Raw genomic sequence first — 22,059 nt, forward strand, 5'->3', positions numbered from 1 at the left:
CGCGTGCCTCGTTCCTCGGCCCCCACCCTTCGCCTCACCTCCGGCTCAGACCAGGTCGTTGCGGATCAGGAAGTCGGCCAGCGCCACGCCGCCCTCGCCCTTGTCGGTGACGAGCTCCACCTCGGGGCGTGCGGGGCGCGGGGCCGCCGACAGCGTCTCGGTGCGGGCGCCCGCGCTGCCCGCCACGGCGGGGTCGAGGCCGAGGTCGGCCGGGGACCACACCTCGATCTCCTTGCTGCGGGCCGCCATGATCAGCTTGAAGCCCGGGAACCGCGGCTGGTTGGCGCCGTCCGTCACGGACAGGAGCGCGGGCAGCGGCGCGGTCAGGGACTCGGTGACGTCGTCGATCTCGCGGGTGATCGTCAGCACGCGCTGCCCGGAGCCGTCCGGGTCGCCGAGCGAGACCTTCTTGGCGAGGTTCAGCGTGGGCAGGCCGAGCTCGGCGCCGAGCAGCGTCGGCACCACGGAGCCCAGTCCGTCCAGGGCGGCCATGCCGGTCACGACGAGGTCCACCGGCGCCTCGTCGCCCAGCTTGCGGACGGCGGCGGCGAGCACCGCGGCGGTGCCGAAGTAGTCGGAGCCGGCCAGGGCGTCGTCGGACACCCGGATGCCCCGGTCCACGCCGAGCTGGAACGCCTTGCGCAGCGCGACGTCGCCGTCGGGCCCGGCCATGGTGACCACGACCACCTCGCCCTCGGCCGCCCCGATCCGGCCGGCGGCGCGCTCGGCCTCGACGATCCGCAGGGCCGCCTCGATCGCGTTCTCGTCCAGCTCGTTGAGGGTGCCCTCCCCGGCCGTGCGCACGACCCGGCCGTCGGAGAAGCCACGCTCCGTGTTGATGTCCGGGACGTACTTGGCGGTGACCACGATGCGCATGGGGTAACCGTACGACGTCGGGCGGCGTGGGACGGATCGGGTCCACCAGCGGGCCTGAGACGATGGGGCATATGGCGCAGTCACGACGAGCAGAACCGCAGCGGGCGCCGGGCGACCCGGTGCCCCGCCCGGTCGTCCGGCCGCTCATCCGGCCGTCGGCCCGCCGCAGCCACGTGCCGCCGCTGGGCGTGTACGTGACGCCCGACGGCGGGATCGACGCGGCCGTGCTGGCGTCCCACGCGACGGCGGTGGACCTGTGCCTCATCGACGTCACGGACCCGACCCTGGACGAGCACGACCCGGGCCGGTACACCGAGCGCCGGTTCGAGATGGTGGGGCCGGTGTACGGCGTGTGGCACACCCACGTCCCGGACGTCGCACCAGGTCAGCGCTACGGCTTCCGCGTGTACGGCCCGTGGGACCCGCGCGCGGGGCTGCGGCACAACCCGGCCAAGCTGCTGGTCGACCCGTACGCCCGCGGGTTCGCGGGCCGGCTGCGCTACGGGCCCGAGGTGGTCGGCGCGGTGAGCACGGAGCGCGAGGACGGCTGGTGGCTCAGCGACCCGTACGGCCCGCCCGACGCGACCGACTCCCTGGCGTACGTGCCGCACTCCGTCGTCGTCGCGCCGCTGCCGCCGCCCGCTCCCCTGTCCCGGCCGCGTGTGCCCTGGGCCGAGACCGTGGTCTACGAGGCGCACGTGCGCGGGCTGACGATGCTGCGCGAGGACATCCCCGAGGAGCTGCGCGGCACGTACGCGGGCGCGGCGCACCCGGCCGTCGTCGAGCACCTGAAGAGCCTCGGCGTCACGACGCTGGAGCTGCTGCCCATCCACAAGAGCGTGGCCGAGCCGCGGCTCGCCGCGCACGGGCTGTCGAACTACTGGGGCTACAACACGCTCGGATTCTTCGCGCCCAACGCTGACTACGCGACCCGGGCGGCGCAGGAGCAGGGCGCGGAGGCGGTGCTCGACGAGGTGCGCGGCATGGTGCACCTGCTGCACGAGGCGGGCATCGAGGTGCTGCTCGACGTGGTCTACAACCACACCTGCGAGGGCGGCGACGACAGCCTGCACCTGGCCTGGCGCGGCCTCGACAACCCGGTCTACTACCTGCACGACGGCGCCTCGCCGGCCGCGCTCGCGGACGTGACGGGCACGGGCAACTCGCTGGACTTCCGGCGGCCGCGGGTGATCCAGCTCGCCCTGGACTCGCTGCGCTACTGGGCCGAGACCGTGGGCGTGGACGGGTACCGGTTCGACCTCGCGGTGACGCTGGGCCGCGGCAACGTCGGGTTCGACCCCGACCACCCGTTCCTGGTGGCGCTGCAGACGGACCCGGTGCTGTCGGGGCTCAAGCTCGTGGCGGAGCCCTGGGACGTGGGGCCGGGCGGCTGGCAGACGGGCTCGTTCCCGCCGCCCATGGCGGAGTGGAACGACCGGTTCCGCGACGCCGCGCGCGGGTTCTGGCTGGACGCGCCCAAGCAGGGCGTGCGCGGGCAGGAGATGCGCGGCCTGCGGGACCTGGCCACGCGGCTGGCCGGGAGCGCCGACCTGTTCGGGCCCGGCGACCCGCCGCTGGTGCGTGGTCCGGTCGCGTCGGTCAACTACGTGACGGCGCACGACGGCTTCACGCTCGCCGACCTGGTCGCCTACGACCACAAGCACAACGAGGCCAACGGCGAGGACAACCGAGACGGGTCGGACAACAACCTGTCGTGGAACCACGGGCTGGAGGGGCACACCAGCTCGGGCGACGACGCGACGACGGAGCCGTGGCAGGCGATCGTGCCGCCGCGCCGCAAGTCGCAGCGCAACCTGCTGGGCACCCTGCTGCTGGCCGCCGGCACGCCCATGCTCACCGCGGGCGACGAGCTGGGCCGCACCCAGGGCGGCAACAACAACGCCTACGTCCAGGACAACGAGACGTCGTGGATCCGGTGGGCCGTGGACGACGCCGGGACCGATCTCCTGGAGACCACGCGCTACCTGCTGGCGCTGCGGCGCGAGCACCCGGCGCTCCGTGCCGACTCGTTCTTCCTGGGTTCGCCCCGGCCGCACGAGACCGACACCGACCTGCTGTGGTTCTCCGAGACCGGCGCGGCCATGGAGGTCGACACGTGGAACCAGCCCGGCCGGCGCGTGCTGCAGATGCTGCGGCCCGGCCCGGCGGTGGGTGATGCGGACGTGCTGCTGGTGATCAACGGCGGCCTGGACGACGTCGAGGTGACGCTGCCGCCGCGTGACGGCGCCGCGCCGTGGGAGCTGGTCTGGGACTCCGCGTGGGACGCGCCCGTGGTGCCCGACGACGAGACCGGGCCCCGGACGTCGGTGACCCTGGAGGCGCTGAACATCAACGTGCTGCTGTCGCGGGGTGTTTCACCCGTGGAATGACAGGCGGGTGACGCCACGGGCGGACGGTCCTGGCTAAGGTGCGCACATGACTGACTCCGTCCACAACAACGCCGTTGGCACCACGGGGAACACCGACGTCATCGTCATCGGTGCGGGCCTGTCCGGGCTCGTCACCGCGACCGAGCTGACCGCCGCGGGCAAGCGCGTCGTCCTGCTCGACCAGGAGCCCGCCGCGTCACTGGGCGGGCAGGCCTGGTGGTCGTTCGGCGGGCTGTTCCTGGTCGACTCCCCGGAGCAGCGGCGGCTCAAGGTGCGCGACTCCGCCGAGCTGGCGTTCTCCGACTGGCTGGGCTCCGCGCAGTTCGATCCCGGCGCCGAGCGCGGCGAGGGCCGGGACCGGTTCGGGTACCGCTGGGCCCAGGGGTTCGTCGAGTTCGCCGCGGGCGACCTGCGGCCCTGGCTGCACGCCAAGGGCGTGCGCTGGTTCCCGCTGGTGCAGTGGGCGGAGCGCGGGGGGTACCCCGCCGGCGGGCACGGCAACTCGGTGCCGCGCTTCCACGTCACGTGGGGCACCGGCCCCGCCGTCGTCGAGCCGTTCGTCGCCGCGGCGCACGAGGCCAACCGGGCCGGGCTGCTCGACCTGCGCTTCCGGCACCGGGTCACGTCCCTGGTCGTCACCGACGGCCGCGTCACCGGCGTCCGCGCGGAGATCCTGGCCGACGACGACGCCGGCCGCGGCGAGCCGTCGGGCCGCACGGTGACCGGCGAGGTGGAGCTGTCCGCGCAGGCCGTCGTGGTCGCGAGCGGCGGCATCGGCGCCAACCACGACCTGGCGCGCGCTCGCTGGTCCGCCGACGCCGGACACCTCCCCGGACGGATGCTCTCGGGCGTGCCGGACTCCACGGACGGGCTCATGCTGGGCGTCGCCGCCGACTCCGGCGCGGCCCTGGTGCACGAGGACCGCATGTGGCACTACCCGGAGGGCATCGCGAACCACTCGCCGGTCTGGACCCAGCACGGCATCCGGATCCTGCCCGGCCCGTCGTCGCTGTGGCTCGACGCCGACGGCAACCGGCTGCCCGGCCCGCTCTTCCCCGGGTTCGACGCGCTCGGGGCGCTGCAGCACGTGACCACCCGCGGTGACGACCACTCCTGGTTCGTGCTGAACAAGACGATCATGGAGAAGGAGTTCGCGCTGTCGGGCTCCGAGCAGAACCCCGACCTGACCGGCAAGTCCGTGCCGCTCCTCCTGGAGCGGGTGCGCGGGCGCTCGGTGCCGGTGCGCACCTTCGCGGAGCAGTCGGAGGAGTTCCTCTGGGCGGACGACGCCTTCGAGCTCGCCGCGAAGATGAACGCGCTGACGGAGGCCACCGACGGGTCGAGCGGGCACGTCAACGGGGCATCCCTGGCCGCGCTGATCGCGGCCCGCGACGCCCAGGTCGCCACCGGGCTCGGCAAGGACCCGCAGGTCGTGGCGACGTCGGCCGCCCGTCACTTCATCGTGGACAAGGCCATCCGGGTGTCGCCGCCGCGCGCGCTCACCGACCCGCAGGACGGGCCGCTGCTCGCCGTGCGGCTGTCGGTGCTGACCCGCAAGACCCTCGGGGGCCTGTGGTGCGACGAGACGGGCCGGGCGCTGACGCCGGACGGCAAAGTGCTGGAGGGCCTGTGGGCCGTGGGCGAGGCCGCGGGCTTCGGCGGCGGCGGGGCCCACGGGCACCGCGCGCTGGAGGGCACGTTCCTGGGCGGCTGCCTGTTCACGGGCCGGACGACGGGCCGCGCCCTGGCTGCCACGCTGTGACCAGCCGGCTGACTCGGCAAACCTGAACCGCCGAGTCAGCCGGCTGGTCCGACCACCCGGCTGACTCGGCAGATTCATCCGGTCGAGTCAGTGGGGTGGTGACATACCTTCCGGGAGGTACAGCTAGCGGAGCAGGGCCGACTCCGGGGTGACGGCGATGACCACCGCGCCCTGCGCGCAGCGCGCGAGCAGGTCCGCGGGCCAGCCGTCCGTGAGCGGCACCGTCTCGACGTCTCCGCCGGCCCCGGTGTCCGTCCGGCCGGCCCCGTCCGCGCCGTCGCCCGGGCGCAGGCCCGTCACGCGCGCCGTCCCGCCGCGGCCCAGCCGCTCCCGGAGCGGCTCGGGGCGGTCGAAGAACGCGTGCGTCGGCGCGTTGGAGTCCAGCGCGTCCGCGAGCCGTTCCAGGTCGCGGGCCGCCAGCCGCAGCGCGGGGGCCACCCAGGCGGCGTTCTCGGTCACCATCGCCTCGGTGCGCCGCGGGTCGGTGAACCCCACCCGGGTCCCGTCGCGGAACGAGCCCGCGGCCAGCCGCAGCGCGACGTCCCGGACGGGCGCGCCCGCGACGGCGCCGAGAAGCTGGTTGGCCAGCACGTGCGGCACGTGGGAAACGAGCGCGACGGCCTCGTCGTGCAGGTCGTCGGTCAGCACCGCGGCGGTCCCGCCCAGCGGGCCCGTGACCAGCCGCAGCACCTGCAGCAGCCGGTCCGGGTCGGTCGCCGGGGTCACGGTCACCGCCCACGGGACGCCCTGCATCAGCTCCGCCGACGACGCCGCGAAGCCGCTCTGCTCCGTCCCCGACATGGGGTGCGCTCCGACGTACCGCTCCCCCAGCCCGGCCTCGGTCACCGCGTCCCGCACGGGCCCCTTCACGGATCCGACGTCGGTCACCGTCGGGTCCCAGCCCGGCTCGTCCGCCAGCGCCTCGGCGAGCTCCGCCGCCACCGACCGCATGGCGCGCAGCGGCGCGGCGAGCACCACGACGTCGGGCCGGTTCGCGGCCAGGTGCGCGACGTCGTCGGCGATCGTGAGGCCCGCCGCGCGTGCCTCGCCGCCCGAGGCGGGGTCCGTCGCGACCACGGGCACGCCCGCCGCCTGCAGGGCGCGGGCGAGCGAGCCCCCGACCAGCCCCAGCCCGACGACGCCGACGCTCACCACAGCAGGCCCCGCTCGCGGTCCTCGGCGGAGTCGTTCGCCGACACGGAGCCGACCGGCGCGTGGTCCGGGTCGAGCACGCCGTCGAGCGCCCGGAAGCCCGCGCCCGCCGGGAACAGGCCGAGCGTCTTGAGGGAGTCGCCGGCGGCCAGCAGGTCGCTCAGCATCTCCCGCGCGCCCCGGTCCCACGGCGCCTCGTCGAAGGTCACCACGAACGCGTACTTGCTCTCCTGGGCCTTGACCGGCCGGGTGATCAGGCTCGACATGTTCACGCCCCGGTCGCCGAACGCCGCGGTGATCCGCGCCAGCACGCCCGGACCGGTCACCGACGGGGTGATCGCCAGCATCGTCTTCCACTCCGTGGCGCCCGCGTCCCGCGACCGCGCGAGGTGCGCGGCGGCCGCGCTGCGCCGGGTCAGCACGAGGAACCGGGTGCGGCCGCCCCGGAAGTCCTCCACCGCCTTCGCGTACGTCTGCAGCCCGTACAGCTCGCCGCAGATCGTAGGCCCCAGGGCGATCGTCCCCGGTCCGGCGTCGCGGCAGGCCGCCGCGTTGGACGACGCCGGGGCGGTCGCCAGCCCCGTGCCCGTCACGAAGCCGGAGCACTGCGCCAGCCCGTGCGGGTGCGCGGACACCTCCGTCAGGTCGCCGTGGTCCGGCCGCACGAACGCGTCGAACGACACGTCGATCGCCACCTCGTCGACGGCCACGACGTCCGCGCTGGACAGCAGCGCGTCCAGGGACGGCACCACGTAGCCCTCCACGGAGGACTCGATCGCGACCACGCCGACGTCGGCGCCGCCGGCCGCCACGACGTCGTGCACGTCCTTGACGGTGTCCAGGGGTTCGGCAGCCACGTCGTCGTCGACACTCCCCGCAGAGGCGCCCGAGGGCGCGGGCCGCCGCGCCCACTCCAGGGCCGCCTGGTGCGTGAAGGTACCCTCCGGGCCCAGGTAGGCCACCCGGGTGCCGCCCGCCGGGCGGCCGCCCGGCGCCGTCATGCCCATCGGGGGGTCAGCGCGTCCGGTCCGGGCACGAACGTCTCGCCCGGCAGCACGGCCAGCGTGCGGTGCGCGACGCCGCGCTCGGTCAGCGACTCGACCAGCACGCTCAGCGTCTGCGACGTGGGGCAGGAGAACGACGCGAAGAACACGTGCGGCCCGCCCGACGACGGCTGGCTGCGCAGGTGGTCGAGGTCGAGCCCGGCGTCCGCGATGACCGCAAGGGTGGGCTGCAGCGAGCCGAGGTGGTCGTCGGCCGGGCCGAACGCGAGCCACACCTGGGCCGGCTCGGTGAACGGGGGCCAGTCGTCGCGGGACTCCAGCAGGCCGTACCAGACGGGGCCGCCCTCTGCGAGGGCCGCGCTGTCCGGGAGCTCCGCGAAGCCCGCGGGCACCCGGGTGCGCTCGATCACCAGGGACCCGCCCTCGCCGGCGAGCGCGACGCGCTCCTCGACGCTGGTGCGGGTCGGCACCAGGCGCGGGCTCACCCCGAGGCCGCGCAGCACGCCCGCGCAGTCCCGCATGCCCGCCTCGTCGATCACGACCTGACCCACCGTGGCGTTCGCCCCGACCCAGACCCACTGGCCGGGCACGGCCACCGCCGACGTCACGATCAGCGACGGCGCGCCCTCCAGGAGGGCGCGCTCGAGGCCCGGCGCCGGGTGCTCCGGGTGTCCCAGGTGCACCACGGCCGCCAGGGCCTCGATGCTCGCGACCGTGGCGAGGGTGTCCGCCGTGGTCCCGAGGTCGAGCAGCTCGACCGGGTCGTTCCATCCCGCCATCCGCGCGGCCAGCACCGCGTGCGCGGGAGACTCCCGCTCGCTACGTCCAAGCATGTGCCGAACCTACCGCCGCGGAGGCCTCAGAGCCGCACCGTCAGTCGCACACGACGGGGTTGTCGGGGTTGTAGGAGTGGTTGAACGAGTTCTCCTTGACGACCTTGCCGTCGTGGAGCACCTTGCGCGAGATGGTCACGGAGAAGCCGTCCTCGCCGCCCGGGTAGGCCTGGCAGTCGGCCGACGAGTCGTGGATCGTCGTCTTGGGCACGATGTTCCGCTTCGCGCTCGTGTTCTCCTGCACCGTGTAGTACTTGGTGCTCCAGATCCGGACCGTGAGCTGGTTGCCCGACACGTAGGCCTGCATGACCGCGCCGTACGGGGTGTCGTTCGTGAACTTCATGTCCTTGGCGCCCACGTAGATCGTGGCCTCGCGGCCCGCGGGGTAGCGCGGGAACCAGTAGGAGTGCGCGTGGTGCTCGACGTCCTCGTACCCGGCGAAGAAGCCCGCGTTGAACGACGTCGTGGCCATCTGCGACAGACCGCCGCCCACCGCCTCGACGTGCTCACCGTTCTCGACGACGCCCGCGTCGAAGTACCCGTTCTCCAGCGTGATCGGGGCGAGCGCCTCCAGCAGCGAGAAGGTCTCGCCCGGCTTGATGAGGTTGCCCGTGACCATCTGCGCGCCGCGCACCAGGTTCTGGGTGCGCACCTGCTCGTTCGTCAGCGGCGTGCTGAACTCGGAGACGACCTCCTTGACGCCCAGGGCCTCCAGCGACTCGACGGTGTCCTTGGGGTCCTGCTCGACGAGCTCGACCGACGTCTCGCGGTCGTCACCCGTCGCGGCGATCCGCACCGCCTTGCCCGCCTCGGCGGGGTCGAGCGTGGTGCCGGTCTTGCCCGCGACCACGGTCGGCTTGCCGCCCGCGAACTCGAAGTGGGCGTCGGACGGGACCTCGAGCAGGTTGGTGGTGGCGTCGACGATCGCCGCGACGGTCGCCTCCCGGTCCACGATGGTGACGAGCTGGTCGTCCTTCTGCTCGAACCGGATCAGCCCGGAGAGCACCTGCGGCGAGAGCTGCGGCTGCTGGCCGCCCACCGAGACCGTGACCGGCGCCGAGACGATCTTCTGTGCGACCGCGAACTGCTTGTCGGTCTGCGCCTGGGTGATCACCGGGTCGACCGGCTCGACCGGCAGGTCGAACGGCCCGTCCTGGTGCAGCCAGCGCGCCTTGATGATCCGCGCGGTCTCGCTCGCGACGATGCGCGAGCCGTCCTTCGCGTCCGTCTTGACCGCCTGCCCGTCGACGAACGCGACGGTGCCGTCCACGGGCTCCACCGCGAGCGACTCCTCCAGGCCCGCGACCGCGGCGTCGAACTTCTCCGAGTCGATGGCCAGGACCAGCTCCTGCTCGTCACCGCCGAACGCGTGCGCCCACATGCGCGCCGGGCTCAGCGAGAAGCCCGTGAGCCCCGCCGTCGTCGCCTCGGCGTCGATCGCCAGGCCGCTGGGCTCCGGGGAGAGCTGGGCCTTGCCCTCGCCCGCCGTGAGGTCGATCGGCTCCTTGAGCCGCGGGCCGAGCTGCTCCGTCAGCGCGGACGCCGCCTCCGCCTGCGTCATGCCGCCGACGTTCACGCCGGCCACGGTGGTCTCCTTGGGCACCGTGTCGCTCACGCCCCACGCCGCGAAGGCGTAGATCGCGAACAGCACGACGGCACCGAGCACCGAGAGCAGGGCGATCTTGGGGCCGCGGCTCGGCGCGCCGTCGCCGGCGAGACCGAAGAAGCCGTCCTGACCCGCTGCGCCCGGGCCGTTCGGACCCGCGGGGCCGTTGGGGCCGCCGGGCGCGCCCGGACCGCCAGGACCCTGGGGGGCGGACGCCGCGAGCGGCGCCGCGTCGGGGCGCACCGGCGCCCACGGGCGCGCGACGCGCTGGATCGCGCCGGTCAGCGGCTTGAGGAACGGGATCTGGCTGGATTCGGCCGTGGGCACGGCGCCCGGGTCCGACGGCGCCGCGCCGGGGCGCGGGGCGAACGGCGGGACCGACGGCGGCGCGGAGGCCGACGTGGTGCCCGACTCGGTGCTGGTCGTGGCGTCCGTCCTTGCGTCGGGTGCGGCGGCCGGCGTGCCCGCTGCTGCTGTTCCTGCCGCCGCGGCAGCCGCAGCGGCGGCGCCGGTCTTGGGCGGGCGGTCGAACGCGAAGACGCGCGGGGTGTACCCGCTGCGCGGCTTGGCGGCCTTGGTCGGCGGCGTCGCGAGCTCCGCGACGACGGTCTGCAGCACGGCGACCTGGTCGGTGCCGTCGGCGTCCGCCGCGGCGGGCTCGGCCTGCGCGCCGGGCTTGGTCGCGGCGTCGGGCTTCGCGGCGTCGGCCTTCGGGGCGCCGGGCTTGGCGATGTCGGCCTGTGCGGCGTCGGGCTTCGTGGCCGCGGGGTTCGTGGCGGCGGGGTTCGTGGCAGAGGGCTTCGTGGAAGCGTTGGCGCTGGTCGCGGCGGCACCGGCCGCGGCGGCACCGGCCGCAGCGGCGGGGTTGCTCGGAGCTGCGGGCCTGGCCGCGGCATCCGGCGCGTTCTGACCGGCGGGCCCGGCCGCGGCGCCGGACGTGGCCGGCGTCGCGGGCTTGGCCGAAGCGTCCGGCGCGCCCTGAGCAGCAGGCTGAGGCTGAGCGACGGGCTGGGCCGGAGCAACCGGCTGCGTCGGAGCGGCCGGCCGTGCCGGAACGGGCGGCTGCGCCGGAGCGGCGGAGCCCGCCTGAGCGGCGGAGCCCGTCTGAGCGGCGGGCGTGGTCGCGGCGTCCGAGGCGCGCGCGGTGACGGGCTTGTCCTCGGCGGCGGACTGGCGCGCGGCAGGCTGGCTCGCGGCGGCGGACGAGGCCTCGGGCACGCGCCCCGCCTCCGGCGTGCCGGCAGGTGCGGGGGCCGCGCCGTCGGACGCGGGGCCGCCGGGCGTACGCGCGGCGGACGCGCTCGGGATTGCAGCCGCCGGGGCGGCAGGCCGGTTCGCGGCGTCGGACACGGGCGTGCTCGCGCCCGCGGACGGGACCGGCTCGACCGGCGGGACCGCGGCGGGCGGGACCGCGGCGGGCGGCACTGCGCCGGCAGGAGCGCCACCGGACGGAGTCGCGGGCGGCACGACGGGCGGGACCGCGGCCGGCTTCTCGACGTCGGGCGCGATCGGGGCGGCCGCCGGGGACACGGGCTCACCCGCAGCGCCTCCCGTGCGACCAGCCGACGACGGCTCAGAGCTCGGCGTGCTCGCCGGGTTCTGCGCGTTCGCGGGGCCGGACGCGTTCGCCGAGACAGGCGCGACCGAAGCGGGCGCGGCCGAAGCGGGCGCGGCCGGGGCAGGCCGAGCCGGCGCGGGCTCAGCCTGCGCAGCCGGCGTTCCGGCGGGCTCGGCAGCGCCGACGGCGGGCGCCTCGACGTCCGAGGCTTCGCTCGGAGTGGTGTCGGGCACGGCGTCGGCGGGCGTGGAGGGGACCCCCGCCGGCGGTGCGGCAGGGACGGACGGGGCCTTGGTGGGCTCGGACTGTTCCGGAGCGGTCACAGGTTCGACCTTGTCTGCGGATCGGGGAACCGGCTGAACGGTCGGTTGACCGGCCGGTGCTGCGGGCTGCGCGGCCTGGGCGGCCGACGGACGTGCCGGGGGTTGCGACGTCGGTCGCGGCACGCTGCCAGGGCGTTTCTGGTACAAGCGAGGCGGTACGGCCGGGGCAGGTTGAGCCCCGGCGTTCTCGTCTGATGTCGGCTCGAGCGGTTCGTCACGCTCGGTCGGCTGACCCATCGGCACGCTCCGTGCAACTACCCGAGACGCGGGCTCTCCGCGTCCCCCAGGGCGCACCTGACCCGCGGCGAATCCGCTGGACGGAGTCGCCCTGCCGGGCATCCTATCCAGCGAGAATCCTGCCCAAGGCCGCGTACTGGACGCCCCGAGGTGGAGGTTTCGTATCAATCCTGCCCACCATCCTGAAGCACCCTGCGAAGAACCGCAGAGGTCAGGCAGCGGACCGATCCCGGCGGGCCGGAACCTCGGCGAACCACGAGGACGGCAGGAACGCGACGACGGCGAGGATCGCCACCCCCGCGTACGACCAGACCATGCCGAGCACGCCGGCCGGCACCACGACATCGCCCCCGGAGCCCGGCAGCGACAGGGCCTGCACGATGCCGACCCAGCCCACGCCGAACCCGAGCAGCGTGCCGTAACCGGCCCAGGCGCGCGCGAGCACGCCGGCCGCCGCCGTCAGACCGAACGCGAGGATCAGCCCGAGGTACAGGGAATCGGCCCCGTACCGGTGCACCACCGTCCCGAGAGCGCCCATCACGACGCCGAGCGCGACGGCCAGAAGAGTGCGCACGATCGTTCGTCCGAGCGGGCGTCGGGAGGAGTTCACCCGAGCATTCTCCAGCATCCACCTGGGAGGACTCTGCATGTGTGGAACACTCCGCGGGTGAATACGCTCCAGGATCAGACGCAGCTCATCGTTCGACAGCGGATCCGCATGCTGGTCAACCAGTACGAGGTACGCGGCGCCCTGCCGGACGGCTCCGAGGGTGACCTCTACGCGTTCGCCCAGCAGAAGCGCATGGCCTTCCGTGAGCAGGTCACGCTCTACACCGACGACACCAAGCAGGAGTCGGTGCTCGGCTTCAAGGCCCGCCAGGTGGTCGACCTCGGCGCCACCTACGACGTCGTCGACGCGGGCGACACCCCGATCGGCACGTTCCGCAAGGACTTCGCCAAGTCGCTGCTGCGCAGCACCTGGCACGTCGAGCAGCCCGGCCTCGGTGTGGTCACGGGGACCGAGCGGAGCCTCGGCGTCGCCATCATCCGGCGGCTCGCCGAGATCGCCTGGCTGCCGTACCACTTCGACTTCACGATCGAGGGGCGGCCCGCGTTCACCGTGGAGAAGAAGTGGGGCCTGCGCGACCGGTACGTCGTGAACATCCAGGACCCGCGGCTCGACCGCCGGCTCGTGACCGCGATGGCGATCGGCCTGGACGCCCTCCAGGAGCGCTGACCGGGACGCGCCTTGGGCGCACCCTCGCCACCCATCACCTTTGAGGCCCGGGTTTCTTCGCATTGAGCGTGCTCAATGCGAAGAAACCCGGGCCTCAAAGGTGTCGTGGACACACGGCGTGCTCATGCCCGTCAGGTGAGGGGGTCGACGACGACGTAGGTCTCGGTCGTGAGGATAGGCGCCAGCACCCCGTTGGACAGCGCGTACCAGCCGGCGACCGGGCCCTCGGGCCGCGCGAGCGCCGTCGCGTGCTGCACCTGCGTCGCATGAGCCCGCATCGCCGCGACGACCCGCCCGAGCACGCCCGCGACGTCCACCCGCACGACCCGCTCCCCGCGGCCCCCGCCGCTCCCGCCGCTCCCGCCGCTCCCGGAGCCCCCGCGGCCCGCAGAGGTGATCGGTAGCTCGTCGGGTGACCGGTCGTCCGAGGTGCCGATCACCTGACGTCCCGCCGACCACCCGGGCAGGTCATCCTTCGCGAACGGCGGGAGCGGCTCCGCCGGGTCCGCCAGGGTCAGGCCCTCGGCGGCGGCGAGCGCGGTCGCCGCCGGCAGGCCGGCGAGCGTCGCCCGCGCCGTGCGGACCTCGGCCGCCGGGGCGACCGCCTGCCACAGCTCGGCACCGGCCCAGGGCTCGTCCCGCCGTCCGACGCCGCCCCCGGCCTCGCCCCCGCGCACCGGCTCACCGCCGTCGCGCTGCTGCTCGCCCGACGCCGGCCCGCCGCCCGGCCGCCACGCCGGGTCGGCCGCGAGGCGCAGCGCGCGGACCGTCACCTCGTGCGCGCGGACGTGGTCGGGATGCCCGTACCCTCCGCCGGGCTCGTACGTCGCGACGACGGCGGGGCGCGTCGTGCGGATCAGCACCGCGAGCCGCCCGGCCGGCTCGTCGAGCGGAACCCGCGCGAACGCCGTCGGCGGGGAGTCCGGCGCCGGCCCCGCGACGCCGGGCGCCACCCAGGTCATGCCGGAGTCCTCGTACCGGACCGGGTCCGCGGGCGCGGAGCCCGCGCCCACAACCCTGTTCACCTGCGCAGATACCGGCGGGAGGGTGTCGAGAAAGGTCTGCTCGACCGCGCCGGCCACCCCGCCGCCCAGCGCGACGAGCGCGCGGGCCAGCTCGGTCTCCCGGTAGGCGCCCAGCGCGGGACCGTCGCCCTCGAGGCCGGCCCGGCCCTCCGACGTCGTACCGGCCAGGGCGATGACCTCGCCGCGCTCCCCGCGCGTGCAGGTCACCACGCGGGCAGGCAGCCCGGCGGCGGCGAAGGCCGCCAGCAGCCCCCCGGTCGACAGGGTCTCGTCGTCGGGGTGCGCGTGCACGGCCAGCACGCCGCCCGCGAAAGCCCCGGAAAAAGCACTGAGTGCTGGATCTTCGCCCACGGAACGCGTGTTCATGGGCGAAGATCCAGCACTCAGCGACGCGGGAGCGTCAGCCGCGCTTGGCGCGAGCCGTGGCGCGGGCGCGGTCCGTGGCGTTCAGGATCACCTTGCGGATGCGGACGACCTCGGGGGTCACCTCGACGCACTCGTCCTCCTGCGCGAACTCGAGCGACTCCTCGAGCGTGAGCTTGCGCGGCGGGATCAGGTTCTCGAAGTTGTCAGCGGTGGCGGACCGCATGTTCGTCAGCTTCTTCTCCTTGGTGATGTTGACGTCCATGTCCTCGTTCCGCGAGTTCTCGCCGACGATCATGCCCTCGTACACCTCCTGCGTGGGGTCCACGAAGAAGGAGCCGCGCTCCTGCAGGTTGATCATGGCGAACGGCGTCACCTTGCCGGCGCGGTCCGCGACGAGCGAGCCCGTCATCCGCGACTCGATCGGGCCGTTCCAGGGCTCGTAGCCCTCGGAGATCGAGGCCGCGATACCGGTACCGCGGGTGTCCGTGAGGAACTGGGTGCGGAAGCCGATCAGGCCGCGCGCCGGGACCATGAACTCCATGCGGACCCAGCCGGTGCCGTGGTTCGTCATGGTCTCCATGCGGCCCTTGCGCTGCGCGAGGAGCTGCGTGATGGCGCCGAGGTACTCCTCGGGCACGTCGATGGTCATGCGCTCCATGGGCTCGTGGAGCTTGCCGTCGATCTGCTTGGTGACGACCTGCGGCTTGCCGACCGTGAGCTCGAAGCCCTCGCGGCGCATCTGCTCCACGAGGATGGCCAGGGCCAGCTCGCCACGGCCCTGCACCTCCCAGGCGTCCGGACGCTCGGTCGGGAGCACCTTGAGCGAGACGTTACCGATGAGCTCGGCGTCGAGGCGGTCCTTGACCTGGCGGGCGGTGACCTTGTGGCCCTTGCCGCCCTTGCCCGCGAGCGGGGAGGTGTTGATACCGATGGTCATCGAGATCGCGGGGTCGTCGACCGTGATGAGCGGCAGCGGACGCGGGTCGTCGATGTCGGTGAGGGTCTCGCCGATCATGATGTCGGCGATACCCGCGACGGCGACGATCTCGCCGGGGCCGGCCTTGTCGGTCGGCACGCGGTCGAGCGCCTTGGTCTCGAGCAGCTCGGTGATCTTGACGCTCTGCAGGGTGCCGTCGTGCCGGGCCCACGCGACGCTCTGGCCCTTGGACAGGGTGCCGTTGTGGATGCGCAGCAGCGCGAGGCGGCCGAGGAACGGCGACGCGTCGAGGTTGGTCACGTGCGCCTGCAGCGGCACGCCCTCCTCGTAGGTCGGGGCCGGGATCTTCTCGAGGATGGTCGCGAACAGCGGCTCGAGGTCCTCGTTGTCCGGCAGGCCGCCGTCGGCGGGCTGGTCGGTGGAGGCGCGGCCGGCCTTGGCCGACGCGTAGACGACGGGCACGTCGAGGATGGCGTCCAGGTCGAGGTCCTCGACCTCGTCCGACAGGTCACCGGCGAGGCCGAGCAGCAGGTCGGTGGTCTCGGCGACCACCTCGGTGATGCGCGCGTCGGGGCGGTCGACCTTGTTCACGACGACGATGACGGGCAGCTTCGCGGCCAGGGCCTTGCGCAGCACGAAGCGCGTCTGGGGCAGCGGGCCCTCGGACGCGTCGACGAGCAGCACGACGCCGTCGACCATCGACAGGCCGCGCTCGACCTCGCCGCCGAAGTCGGCGTGGCCCGGGGTGTCGATGACGTTGATGGTGATGCCGTCGGCCTCACCGTTCGCCGCCGCCGCGGGACCGGAGTACCGGATCGCGGTGTTCTTGGCGAGGATCGTGATGCCCTTCTCGCGCTCCAGGTCACCCGAGTCCATGACGCGGTCCTCGAGGTGCTGACGGGCACCGAAGGATCCGGACTGCCTGAGCATGGCGTCCACGAGCGTGGTCTTGCCGTGGTCGACGTGCGCCACGATCGCGACGTTACGCAGGTCGGAACGGGTCGCACGGGCCGAGGTCGGCGCGGTTGCAGGCACGGTCACGAAGCACTCATTTCCAGAAGGGAGGTCAGGGGCGCGGACTCTGGTCCGAAGGGGACCGGTCTCGCAGCACCACCCATCTTACCCGCGAATCGAAATCCCCAGGTGTCGACCGTGTCACTGTGCGGTGAACACCCCCGGATGCGGTGCACACCCCCCGGAACGTGTCAGACGCTCAGGTCACCGGGGTGACCTGAGCGTCTGACACGTGCGTGGGAGGAGCGGGATCAGCCGCCGATCTCCAGGCTCGCGCCCGGGATCGCCGCCAGGAGGTCCCGCGTGTACTCCTGCTGCGGGTTGTCGAACACCTCGTCGGTGGTCGCGTGCTCCACGATGCTGCCGTCCTTCATCACGGCCACCAGGTCGGCGATCTGCCGGACCACGGCCAGGTCGTGCGTGATGAACAGGAAGGACAGCCCCAGCTCGGCCTGCAGGTCGTTGAGCAGCGTCAGGATCTGCGCCTGGACCAGCACGTCGAGCGCCGAGACGGCCTCGTCGAGCACGAGCACCTCGGGCTTGAGCGCCAGCGCTCGCGCGATGGCGATGCGCTGCCGCTGCCCGCCCGACAGCTCGTTCGGGAACCGGCGCATCGTCGCCTGCGGCAGCGACACCATGTCGAGCAGCTCGCGCACCCGCGCCTCGCGGGACTTGCGGTCGCCCACCTTGTGCAGGACGAGCGGCTCCTCGATCGACCGGAAGATCGAGTAGGTCGGGTCCAGCGACCCGTACGGGTTCTGGAACACCGGCTGCACGCGGCGGCGCAGCGAGAACTGCTCCTTCGCGGACATCTTCGAGACGTCCTTGCCGTCGTACAGCACGCTGCCCGACGTCGGGTCGAGCAGTCCCAGCACCATGTTGGCCGCCGTGGACTTGCCGGAGCCCGACTCCCCCACGAGCGCCAGGGTGTGGCCCTTGGGCAGCGTGAAGTTGATGCCGTCCACCGCGGTGAAGTCGGTGTGCGAACCCGGCCGGGAGCCACGGATGTGGAACACCTTGGTCAGGTCCTTCGCCACGACGACGTCGGGCGCCGTCGTCTCGGCCTCGTCGGCGTGCTCGGCGAGCAGGTCGTCCGACTCCTGCCCGCGCTCGTGCGCGGACTGGATGCGGCGGGAGGCCAGCGACGGGGCCGAGGACACGAGCCGCTTGGTGTACTCGTGCTGCGGGTCCTTGAGGATCTGCGCCGCCGGGCCGGACTCCACGACGCGACCCTTGTACATCACGATGAGGTGCTCGGCGCGCTCGGCGGCCAGGCCCAGGTCGTGCGTGATGAACAGGACGGCCGTACCGAGCTCCGCCGTCAGCCCTTCGAGGTGGTCCAGGATCTTCTTCTGGACCGTGACGTCGAGGGCCGACGTCGGCTCGTCCGCGATGAGCAGCTTGGGCCGCGAGGCCAGGCCGATCGCGATGAGCGCGCGCTGGCGCATGCCGCCCGAGAACTCGTGCGGGAACTGGCGCGCACGCCGCTCCGCGTCGGGCAGGCCGGCCTCGCTGAGCAGCTCGGCGACGCGCGCGGTGCGCTCCGCCTTGCCGCCCTGGAAGCCGTTGGCCACCAGCGCCTCGTCGATCTGCGCGCCGATGCGCCACACCGGGTTCAGGTTGGACATCGGGTCCTGGGGCACCAGGCCGATCTCCCGGCCGCGCAGGTCCTCGACCTGCTTGCGCCCCAGCCCGACGAGCTCGCGCCCGCCGAACGAGATGGACCCGCCGGTCACCTTGCCGGTGCCCGGCAGCAGGTCGATGATCGCGTGCGCCGTCGTGGACTTGCCGGAACCCGACTCGCCCACGATCGCCACGGACTGCCCCGGGTAGATCGTCAGGTCCACGCCGCGGACGGCCTCGACCGTGCCGGTCGCCGTGGTGAACGAGATCTGCAGGTCCTTGATCTCGAGCAGCGGGGTGGTGTCGTCGTGCTTCTCGACGGGCACCGGGGCGTCCTCGGTGGTCCCGTCGGTGAGGGTGATCGTGGTGCTCATCGCTTCCTCGCCTTCGGGTCGAGGGCGTCGCGCACGACGTCGCCCATCATGATGAAGCTCAGCACGGTCAGCGCGAGCGCGGTCGCCGGGTAGATCATGATCTCCGGGGCGACCCGGATCGACTGCTGCGCCTTGGCGAGGTCACCGCCCCAGGAGACGGTCGACGTCGGCAGACCGATGCCGAGGAAGCTCAGCGTGGCCTCCGCGACGATGAACGTACCGAGCGCGACCGTCGCGTAGACGATGATCGGCGCGGCCGAGTTGGGCAGCACGTGCTTGCCGAGGATCGCGCCCCGGCCCATGCCCAGCGCCTTGGCGGCGGTGACGAACTCGTTGTTCTTCACCCCGAGCACCGCACCGCGCGTGATCCGAGCGATCGACGTCCACCCGAACACCGCCAGCACGACCGCGACCACGATCGCGTTGCGGTCGTCGAGCAGGCTCATGATGACGATCGCGGCGAGCACGAACGGCACGGCGAAGAAGATGTCCGTGAACCGCGACAGGAGGGTGTCGAGCAGGCCGCCGAAGTAGCCGGCGATCGCACCGACGAGGGTGCCGATCACCACGACGAACAGCGTGGACAGGATGCCCACCGTGACCGACGCGCGCGCCCCGTAGACCGCCCGGGCGTAGATGTCGCAGCCCTGCTGGTCGAACCCGAAGATGTGGCCCGCGGTGGGCGCGCCCAGCGAGTCCTCCAGGTGGCATGACGTGGGGCTGGTCGAGGTGAACAGCCCCGGGAACACCGCCATGAGGACGACGAACACGATCAGTGCCGCGGACACCCAGAACAGCGCCCGGTGACGCATGTCGCGCCAGGCCTCGGACCAGAGGCTGCTCGGCGCCTCGGACGTGTTGACGGCGTCGATCACGCCGACCTTGACCTCTTCCGGCGGCGCGACGAAGTGCTCCTGCCCCGGGCGGGGAGTCTTCTCGTAGCGGTTCTCAGGCATAACGGATCCTCGGGTCCAGGACGGCGTAGAACACGTCCACGATCAGGTTGGCGAAGATGTAGACGACGACGAGCACCGTGGCCAGCGACACCACCGTCACGTTCTCGCCGCGGATGATCGCCTGGTAGAGGGTTCCGCCGACGCCGTTGATGTTGAAGATGCCCTCGGTCACGATCGAGCCGGCCATGAGGTTGCCCAGGTCGATGCCGATGAAGGTGACCACCGGGATCAGCGAGTTGCGCAGCACGTGGCGCGACATCACCTTGTCCCGGGGCAGGCCCTTGGCCCGGGCGGTCCGCACGAAGTCCGCCGTGATGTTCTCCACGACCGACGTCCGTGTCAGTCGCAGGATGTAGGCGAAGGAGGTCGTGGCGAGCACGATCGCTGGCATCAGCAGGCTGATGAAATCAGGGTCACGGCCGGCGGTGATCGGCAGCCAGCCGAGCTGCACGCCCACGACGGCCTGCATCACGAAGCCGATCACGAACGTCGGCACCGAGATGAGCACGAGGCTCCAGAGCAGCACGGTCGAGTCGAACAGCTTGCCCTTGCGGACGCCGGCCCAGAGCCCGAAGCCGATGCCGAAGACCGTCTCGATGACGATCGCCATGAGGGCGAGCTGGAAGGTCACCGGGAAAGCCTGGGCGATCACGTCGACGACCGGACGGCCGGTGAACGTGACGCCCATGTCGAAGGTGAAGACACCCTTGAGGAAGTAGAGGTACTGCATGAAGAACGGCTGATCCAGGTGGTACGCCTCGCGGATGGCGAGCTCGGCAGCTGGTGACAGGCCACGTTCGCCGCCCAGCGCGGCCACGGGATCGCCGGGGCGCAGGAACACCAGCCCGTACAGCAACAGCGTGGCGCCGAGGAACACGGGGATCACCTGCAGCAGCCGGCGTCCGATGTACCAGAGCATTCGTAGGTCTCCTTGGTTGATGGCTGCGGAACATTCTCCCGGACATCACCCGGTGTTCTGGCTCCGCACAGTGGAGGGCGGGGCGCGTGGTTCACGCGCCCCGCCCGTCACCTGGGGTGATGAGTCACGCCGGCAGACCGGACGTGATCACAGTCACTCCGACTTGGTGACCTCGTACAGCAGCGGCATGCTGTCCCAGCCGAACTCCACGTTGTCCACGTTCTCGGAGTGCCCGGCCGTCGTGGAGTAGTACCACAGCGGAATGCCCGGAAGGTCCTTGAACAGGATCTCCTGCGCCTTGTTGTAGAGCACGTTGGCCTCGTCCAGCGAGGGCGCGGCCGCGGCCTCCTTGAGGGCGGCGTCGAACTCGTCGCTCTCGTACCGGCCGTCGTTCGAGCCGGCCAGCGCGGCCTTGCTGTAGAGCGGGCCGAGGTAGTTCTGCAGCGACGGGTAGTCAGCCGACCAGCCGGCACGGAACAGACCGTCGACCTTGCCGTCCGGGCCCTTGTCGCGCTCGTTGAGGACCTCGTCGAACGTCGGGTAACCGGTCATCTCGCACTTGATGCCGAGGTCGTTGATGTACCCGTTGCACACGGCCTCGACCCACGTCTGGTGGTCGGAGTCGGTGTTGGTGCTGATCGTCAGGACGTAGTCGTCCGGCAGCGGGTCCTCGGCGTTGGCCTCGTCCCAGAGCTTCTTGGCCTCTTCCGCGTTGTACGTGGTGACCTCGTTGCCCGGGATCTCACCGGTCCAGCCGGCGATGACCGGCGACGTGAAGTCGGTGGCCGGGATACGCGTGCCGGCGAAGATCGTCTCCGTGATCTGCTCACGGTTGATCGCCATGGAGAGGGCCTGACGGCGCTTGAGGCCGGCGTCGCCCTGGAACTCGGGGAGCCACTCGGGCACGGTCATGGCCGCGAAGCTGGCCGACGGCTGGCTGATGGCGCCGTCGCCCAGGTCCTCCTCGAAGGTGCTCATCGCCGAGGTCGGGACGTTCTCGAGGATGTCGAGGTTCCCGCCCTGCAGGTCGGCGTACGAGGTGTTCTCGTCGGTGTAGACGATGAAGTCCAGGCCACCGTTCTGGGCCTTGCGCGGGCCGTTGTAGGCCTCGTTCGGGACCAGGTTGATCTCGGACTCGTGCTCCCAGCTCTCCAGCACGTACGGACCGTTGGTGATCGGCTGCTCGCCGAACGCCGCGGGGTCGTCGTAGTACGCGTCGGGCAGCGGGAAGTACGCCGAGTAGCCCAGGCGGATCGGGAAGTCGGACTCCGGCTGGGTCAGCTTGACCGTGAACTCGGTGTCGCTGACGACCTCGAGGCCGGACAGCGTCTCCGCGGTCGGCTCCTCGGCCATGCCGGAGACGTTGCCCTCCTCGTCGAACTCGGGGACACCCTGCGCCTCGGCGAAGCCCTCGATGGGCTCGAAGAAGCCGGCGCCCTTGGCACCGTTGGGGCCGTAGCCCGCCCAGTTCCACGCGTCCACGAAGTTGGCCGCGGTGACCGGCGTGCCGTCGGACCACTCCCAGCCGTCCTGGATGGTGATGTTCCAGGTCTGGTTGTCATCCGACTCGATCGAGTCGGCGATCTCGTTGTGCACGACACCCTCGGCGTCGTAGTAGACGAGGCCCGAGTAGAGCTGCTGGACGACGAGCCCACCCTCGGTCTCGTTGGTCATCGACCCGACGAGCGGGTTCTGGGGCTCACCGTTGCTGATCGTCACGATCCCGGTGCTGGCGCCATCGCCGGTCGCGTCGTCGCCGCTGTTGCCACCGCCACAAGCGGTCAGCACGAGCGACGAGGCGAGCGCGAAAGCGCCCAGCCCCACAAGTCGCTTACGAGGTGTCACGTGTCCTCCTGGGTAGCAGTAC

General features: G+C 72.5%; 15 protein-coding genes. 3 read left to right on the top strand and 12 right to left on the bottom strand.

The features are described from left to right. Window positions 1–45: 45 nt before the first annotated feature. Window positions 46–876, bottom strand: coding sequence for an electron transfer flavoprotein subunit beta/FixA family protein (locus tag ACFV9Q_RS11565; protein ID WP_377234543.1), 831 nt, complete (start codon window positions 874–876; stop codon window positions 46–48). Window positions 877–947: 71 nt separating this feature from the next. Here ACFV9Q_RS11565 and glgX point away from each other — a divergent pair, with 71 nt between their 5' ends. After that, on the top strand, window positions 948–3,266 hold the full coding sequence (glgX, locus tag ACFV9Q_RS11570) for a glycogen debranching protein GlgX (protein WP_377234544.1): 2,319 nt from the start codon (window positions 948–950) through the stop codon (window positions 3,264–3,266). 46 nt (window positions 3,267–3,312) lie between these two features. Continuing rightward, entirely contained in the window at window positions 3,313–5,028 is a 1,716-nt protein-coding gene (locus tag ACFV9Q_RS11575) for an FAD-binding dehydrogenase (RefSeq protein ID WP_377234545.1), read from the top strand. Window positions 5,029–5,151: 123 nt separating this feature from the next. Here the strand turns inward: ACFV9Q_RS11575 and ACFV9Q_RS11580 are convergent, their stop codons facing one another. From ACFV9Q_RS11580 to ACFV9Q_RS11600, 5 genes are all read right to left on the bottom strand, one after another. Next, complete coding sequence (locus tag ACFV9Q_RS11580; protein WP_377234546.1) at window positions 5,152–6,183, bottom strand: prephenate dehydrogenase; 1,032 nt, start codon at window positions 6,181–6,183, stop codon at window positions 5,152–5,154. After that, window positions 6,177–7,181, bottom strand: coding sequence for a prephenate dehydratase (locus ACFV9Q_RS11585; protein ID WP_377234547.1), 1,005 nt, complete (start codon window positions 7,179–7,181; stop codon window positions 6,177–6,179). Before ACFV9Q_RS11585 ends, ACFV9Q_RS11580 begins: the two co-directional genes overlap by 7 nt. Continuing rightward, on the bottom strand, window positions 7,178–8,017 hold the full coding sequence (locus ACFV9Q_RS11590; protein ID WP_377234548.1) for a hypothetical protein: 840 nt from the start codon (window positions 8,015–8,017) through the stop codon (window positions 7,178–7,180). The genes ACFV9Q_RS11585 and ACFV9Q_RS11590 overlap by 4 nt, the downstream gene beginning before the upstream one ends. Window positions 8,018–8,057: 40 nt before the next feature. Beyond that, complete coding sequence (locus tag ACFV9Q_RS11595) at window positions 8,058–11,504, bottom strand: VanW family protein (protein ID WP_377234549.1); 3,447 nt, start codon at window positions 11,502–11,504, stop codon at window positions 8,058–8,060. 448 nt (window positions 11,505–11,952) lie between these two features. Then, on the bottom strand, window positions 11,953–12,315 hold the full coding sequence (locus ACFV9Q_RS11600) for a hypothetical protein (RefSeq protein WP_377231799.1): 363 nt from the start codon (window positions 12,313–12,315) through the stop codon (window positions 11,953–11,955). A gap of 93 nt (window positions 12,316–12,408) precedes the next feature. Here ACFV9Q_RS11600 and ACFV9Q_RS11605 point away from each other — a divergent pair, with 93 nt between their 5' ends. Next, on the top strand, window positions 12,409–12,978 hold the full coding sequence (locus ACFV9Q_RS11605; protein WP_377231800.1) for a hypothetical protein: 570 nt from the start codon (window positions 12,409–12,411) through the stop codon (window positions 12,976–12,978). Between the two features lie 131 nt (window positions 12,979–13,109). Here the strand turns inward: ACFV9Q_RS11605 and ACFV9Q_RS11610 are convergent, their stop codons facing one another. The 6 genes from ACFV9Q_RS11610 to ACFV9Q_RS11635 all read right to left on the bottom strand — a co-directional run bounded on the left by ACFV9Q_RS11610 (window position 13,110) and on the right by ACFV9Q_RS11635 (window position 22,037). Continuing rightward, window positions 13,110–14,369 (bottom strand): PIG-L family deacetylase, encoded by a 1,260-nt coding sequence (locus tag ACFV9Q_RS11610; RefSeq protein ID WP_377234550.1) that lies wholly within the window; start codon window positions 14,367–14,369, stop codon window positions 13,110–13,112. Between the two features lie 34 nt (window positions 14,370–14,403). Beyond that, window positions 14,404–16,347 carry a translational GTPase TypA gene (gene typA, locus ACFV9Q_RS11615; protein WP_377234551.1) on the bottom strand — a complete coding sequence of 648 codons (1,944 nt, stop codon included), beginning with the start codon at window positions 16,345–16,347 and terminating at the stop codon, window positions 14,404–14,406. A 224-nt stretch (window positions 16,348–16,571) separates the two neighbouring features. Then, on the bottom strand, window positions 16,572–18,317 hold the full coding sequence (locus tag ACFV9Q_RS11620; protein ID WP_377234552.1) for a dipeptide ABC transporter ATP-binding protein: 1,746 nt from the start codon (window positions 18,315–18,317) through the stop codon (window positions 16,572–16,574). Then, window positions 18,314–19,273 (bottom strand): ABC transporter permease, encoded by a 960-nt coding sequence (locus ACFV9Q_RS11625; RefSeq protein ID WP_377234553.1) that lies wholly within the window; start codon window positions 19,271–19,273, stop codon window positions 18,314–18,316. Before ACFV9Q_RS11625 ends, ACFV9Q_RS11620 begins: the two co-directional genes overlap by 4 nt. Beyond that, entirely contained in the window at window positions 19,266–20,192 is a 927-nt protein-coding gene (locus ACFV9Q_RS11630) for an ABC transporter permease (protein ID WP_377234554.1), read from the bottom strand. Before ACFV9Q_RS11630 ends, ACFV9Q_RS11625 begins: the two co-directional genes overlap by 8 nt. 153 nt (window positions 20,193–20,345) lie before the next feature. Continuing rightward, window positions 20,346–22,037: an ABC transporter substrate-binding protein gene (locus ACFV9Q_RS11635; protein ID WP_377234555.1), complete on the bottom strand. Its 1,692-nt coding sequence runs from the start codon at window positions 22,035–22,037 to the stop codon at window positions 20,346–20,348. Window positions 22,038–22,059: the final 22 nt, after the last annotated feature.

The sequence above is a fragment of the Promicromonospora sp. NPDC059942 genome (genome assembly GCF_042731755.1).
Taxonomy (GTDB): Bacteria; Actinomycetota; Actinomycetes; order Actinomycetales; family Cellulomonadaceae; genus Promicromonospora.